Annotated in this window: 5 protein-coding genes; 3 read left to right on the top strand and 2 right to left on the bottom strand. The window is 64.7% G+C overall.

Annotated features, from left to right (window positions below; all coding sequences use genetic code 11):
* Nucleotides 1-417: 417 nt before the first annotated feature.
* Nucleotides 418-693 carry a hypothetical protein gene (locus AB0D10_RS45755; protein WP_360268889.1) on the top strand — a complete coding sequence of 92 codons (276 nt, stop codon included), beginning with the start codon at nucleotides 418-420 and terminating at the stop codon, nucleotides 691-693.
* A 230-nt stretch (nucleotides 694-923) separates the two neighbouring features.
* Here AB0D10_RS45755 and AB0D10_RS45750 read toward each other — a convergent pair whose 3' ends face one another.
* Entirely contained in the window at nucleotides 924-2,153 is a 1,230-nt protein-coding gene (locus AB0D10_RS45750; RefSeq protein WP_360268886.1) for a hypothetical protein, read from the bottom strand.
* Nucleotides 2,154-2,338: 185 nt separating this feature from the next.
* On the opposite strand from AB0D10_RS45750, the gene AB0D10_RS45745 reads away from it, so the two are divergent.
* Nucleotides 2,339-2,935, top strand: coding sequence for a hypothetical protein (locus AB0D10_RS45745; protein WP_360268883.1), 597 nt, complete (start codon nucleotides 2,339-2,341; stop codon nucleotides 2,933-2,935).
* Between the two features lie 191 nt (nucleotides 2,936-3,126).
* On the opposite strand, the gene AB0D10_RS45740 is transcribed toward AB0D10_RS45745, so the two are convergent.
* Entirely contained in the window at nucleotides 3,127-3,312 is a 186-nt protein-coding gene (locus AB0D10_RS45740; protein ID WP_360268880.1) for a DNA cytosine methyltransferase, read from the bottom strand.
* A gap of 145 nt (nucleotides 3,313-3,457) precedes the next feature.
* On the opposite strand from AB0D10_RS45740, the gene AB0D10_RS45735 reads away from it, so the two are divergent.
* Nucleotides 3,458-4,468 carry a tyrosine-type recombinase/integrase gene (locus AB0D10_RS45735; protein ID WP_360268877.1) on the top strand — a complete coding sequence of 337 codons (1,011 nt, stop codon included), beginning with the start codon at nucleotides 3,458-3,460 and terminating at the stop codon, nucleotides 4,466-4,468.
* Nucleotides 4,469-4,549: the final 81 nt, after the last annotated feature.

Below are 4,549 nucleotides of genomic sequence, written 5' to 3'. Positions count from 1 at the left end.
CTGCAGTACCGCCCCGAAACCCTCGACGGCTTCATAGCCGGCACCGGCCTGACCCTCGACACCCCAACGTCACCCTGACAAGCCGAAGTCAGTAACCGCATCACTTTGACCCGGCTCGCGAACGAGTATGCGATCCCTCTTCGCCGATACCGGACAGCCCGCACTGACTGGTTCTACGACCAGTACGTCCACCACCACCGCACCCTCGCCGACCTCGCGCAGGAGAAAGGGATGAGCCCCGCGAACCTGCGATGCTGGGCCAAGGTCCTCGACATTCCGCTCCGCTCACGCGGAGGAAACCGACCGGGAAAGTCCGGCCCGTGCTCCCTGCCGCCGACGCATCGGCCGTGAATGTCAGCCCCTGGGGTTACCGTTACTCGGAGCGGCACATCACCATTCCAGTGAACGGAGTCCACAGTGTCAGACTTCAAGTTCAATTTCGATGCCGGTGCACTTGAACGCGCTGTGAAGCAAGCGGCCAACGACGGCATCCGCAAACTTGCCGCGGACTACCAGGGGCTGCTGGACGGCCTCGTTTCATCGCATGCGGGCAAGCCGCTGGCTGAGGTCAAGGCCGCTCTCCAAGCAGGCTGGCAGAGGCTCGGCGGCAACCTGCCGGACCCGGAGCTAACTCAGTACGCCGAGTACATAAAGGAGGGCCGACGGATCGAGATCAGGCCTCAGCAGATCTGAACCAGAGGCGCACTGGCCCATCCTCTGATTCCAGCTGACGCCTGGGCGCGCTGGTTACCCTGACGCGGTGGTAACCACAAACGTGTTGTCGATTGCAGTAGGCGACACTCAACGGCCATCGCTTCGGTTCGGCCGCTGCCGATGAGGGGCGCTGAGCTGCTGCAGCGACTTGACGTCCCACCTCGCCTCATTGCTGACCTTCGAGCAGTCCACGATGAACTCGGGGCAGCTCACTCCGTTGCCAGCGGGATACCGCATCGTGGGCAGCCGTTCGCGTGGTCGTCCTGGCAGACGTAGCCGATGGCACCATCCACGCACCATTCGGCGGCCTCCTCGGACAGCAGGTCGGGCCCGGCAAGGAGTAGCCGACGAAATTCCGTGGTGTCCGCAATGTCGGTCGGGCGGTTGGTGAACCACTCGTCGAACCAAGGCTCGTCCCGGTGCGTGCGCCAGTGCGCATTCTCCCGGTCGTCGACGGCCGTAAGGAACCGATCGACGATGCGCCCCCAACTCGGTGCTCCGAACCAGCCGTTGTCGAACGCGCAGAGGGACTCGATCAGGGTTCGCAGGCCGAACTCCTTCTCGTGAAGGCGGTACCTTCGCCCCCATGAGATCGCGACCTGTGCCATCTCCGCGAGCTCTTCTCGCGGATCAACCTCATGTGCCGGGTCGTCAGGGTTGTGGCAGGCCAGCCCGAGCTCGAGCACGGACTGCCCTGTCGGTAGAACCCGAGACGGGTTGACGATCGCGAGACCGACAGCGATCCAGTCGACATGGTCGAACGACAGCATCGAGCGCACGAGTCGGCTGGTTGCCACGTTGATCCGCATCATCGTGCCGTCGTGGAGCGGACTCATACCGGCATGCCAGTTCTCGACGGGTGTGTTGCGCCACACGGCGAGCGTGATGCGGGTGGCAGCCAGCCACAGCAGGGCGTCGTCGTCAAGGTGCCCGAACCGCTTGGCACACTCCTGGGCCCCGTAGGGGATCAACTCTCCCGGTTTCGGCCACTTATGGCTGCCAGGCCCTTCAGGCGCGTACTCGTAGTCGCCGGCGTACTCGTCGAGGATCTCGCTCAACTCGGCTGCGCTGTAAGCCTCGCTGTACTCGGAGCCTTCCGGCCCCTCGACGGTGTACATGTCGTGGTCCCATGACACATACACGTCGTCCCAGAGCACGACGTCGTCGCACTCGATGGCGTTATCCTTCACAACCGGCCTGATGGTGATCGGCGCAGTACGCCCGTCGGTTCGCTCGCCGTCCTTCTTGGCGGCCCATGCGGTGATGACCCCGAGCGGCTTCGGAAGGAGAGGGCCGACCTTGGTGATGCTGAACGGCTCGTCGTCGTCATCGGTGTCGAACCGGCTGTTGACGAACGCGACCGCTTCGGAGGGCGTGCTGACGATGGACTGGGTACCACTCTGGTTGTCAACCACTCGCCACAACGCGCTGTTCTTCACGATGCTCTCCGATGCTCTTAACGATGCCTGGACGCCGGTTGGGCCGAAACCACCCCCGAGCAGACCAGGGAAACCGCCGTTTTCCGGTGCTGGCGGTCTCGGGGCCGGCCCCGTCTCGCCGAACTCTAGGCGCAGGGTCTGACATTCGAACCGGGCAGCACGTTCGTGTGGTCGACAATGAGCCCATGGACGTTCTTGAGTTGCTCGAAGCAGCTTCTCTGCTGGTTCCGGAAGAGACCGCCACCGAGAACGACATCACGGTGCGAGACATCTGGGACTACCTCGTCCACGACGAGTGGGAGATCGCCCTGGACCTACTGGAGGAGCTCGGGGACGCCTGCTCGCTTCCTCTGGCCTTCTGGGAACAACTCGCCGAAGCGGCTGAGCAGCTTCGGCTGGAGGGGAGCGCGAGGTGGTGCCATTGGCGATGCTCTGAACTCCGCAACGGCGCGATCAGGGCGGATCTGACGCTCCGCCCCGCCCCCGAGGCGCGACGCACGGCGCCGATCCCCAGCGCCGGTGTTCTGCGGCCCATGTGGGACATCGGACACTTCTCACCCACCGGCGGACGCGCGGTGAGCATCGCTGGGCTCTGGGTTGAGAACAGGCCTGTGCTGGAGCCCGGAGGACGAGCCATGGTTCGTCTTGTGTCACTCATTCCCTCCCACTGGACGCACGTCCAGCCCGGCCAGCAGATCACCATGCACCAGAACAGAGCCGTGGCCGGCTCCGCAGTCATCTTGGAGGTCCGGCGCCCTGCCACGACCATGCCCGCGCGATGACATGAGTCGCTGGTGCACGCATCTCCGTACGTAGTGGCGCACCCGGACCGGGTAGTCGGACAGGCGGTGCAGCGTGCTGGACAGCCTGAGGAAAGTGACACCGATCTGAGACAGCCGTCGGCCGACACTGCGTGAGACTGAAGAGGGACATCCAGGTCACAGCGTCGGCACATGACACCGAAAGTGAGAACTTACACGCGAGGTTGCTCGTCGGGGTCTTGAGCAGGGCCGTGGCCGGCGGGCCAGGCGGTGAGGAAAGCCCTGGAGCGGTGATGGGGCGCTCCGACGGCGGAGGCGCGAAGCACGAGCCACTTCGCGTCGTACCGAAGCTCGGCCAGGGTGCCCAGTACGGCGCCGAGTGCCCGCAGATCAGGCAACTGGAGTTCCGACGGGTTCCGGGGCGAGGGTGTTTGAGCGTTGCACGGCTTCTGGCCTGGTCAGTGGCTTGTGGACTGGGTCCACTCGTTCGTGTGAGGTTTCGGCACTTGCTCGCAGATTCCTGGAGAAACAGCCGTAACTTGCATGCTTGTGGTGGATTCCGGGAGTCGCCGGTTCTCGCTGATTACCAGCGGTACCGGTCAGGAAGGTCAGGCTGGGCGGGGCGAGCCCGGCCTGGCGGATGTAGCTACCTTGCAACGGCGAGCTGCGGAGACGTCGTCGCCGGAGGACGAGCGCGCCCTGTACCAGGACACCCTGGCGGAGTACTGCTGGGCTCGTGACGTCGCGGGGCTCGCTCCGACGACGCTGCACGCGCTGGTCCAGCCGGTCATGGAGATCTGTGCGTTCTACGGTGTCGTGCCGTGGCGGTTGGGGCCTCGGGAAGTCGATCAGTATTTCGCCGGAGTCGGGAAGCGCGGGCACTCCACGATCAGGGCGAAGATGACGAAGATCGACGGATACTTCGCGTTCCTGGAACAGCGGTACGCGGGCGAGATCTTGCGACGGTTCGGAGCTGTGGTCGAGTCTCCGGTGGACGCGTTCAACCGGCCGCGACACCGTGGTGACTTCGGGCTTCGGATCCCGCCGTCCGCTCGGGCGATGAAGGACTTCTTCGCCTCCTGGCGCGAGGCGTTGCCAGGGTCGAGGAAGTACCCGGTGGCGGCGCGGAACTATGTCATGGCCAAGCTCGCCTACCTCTCGGGGGTGCGGGCAGCTGAGTTGTGTGCGGTCAGGTTGGGAGACGTGCACTGGGAGAACGGGCAGTGGGGTCGGTTCCTGGTGCAGGGCAAGGGGGCTCGAGGCTCGGGTCCGCGGCAACGTGAGGCGTTCATGTTCGCCGAGGGAAGGGCCCTGTTGTGGTGGTACGTCGAAGAGATTCGTGGAGAGTTCCGGGACGATGCGAGTAGCCCCCTGGCTCCGCTGTTTCCGTCTGAGCGGCTCCCCGGCGCACTCGCGTCGCTGAACTTGCCGATCGCGCCGGCGATGGTCGCGGACACGTTCCGCCGGGCCTTGAAGTCCGCCTCGCTGGAGCATCTGTCGGGTCCGGTGCCGGTGCTGTTTCCCCACCTCTTGCGCCACGTTGTCTCTGCTTAGTTTCCGTGTGGCGATTGGCTCCAACTCGGCAATTGATCTGGGTGTTTGGGCTTTGCGCTGGCGCGTGTGCTGTTCGTACTG

The organism is Kitasatospora sp. NPDC048545, from assembly GCF_040651155.1.
In the GTDB taxonomy this organism is placed as follows: Bacteria; Actinomycetota; Actinomycetes; order Streptomycetales; family Streptomycetaceae; genus Kitasatospora.
Note: the sequence above shows the minus strand (reverse complement) of the source record. Positions and strands in the feature narration are given on the sequence as shown.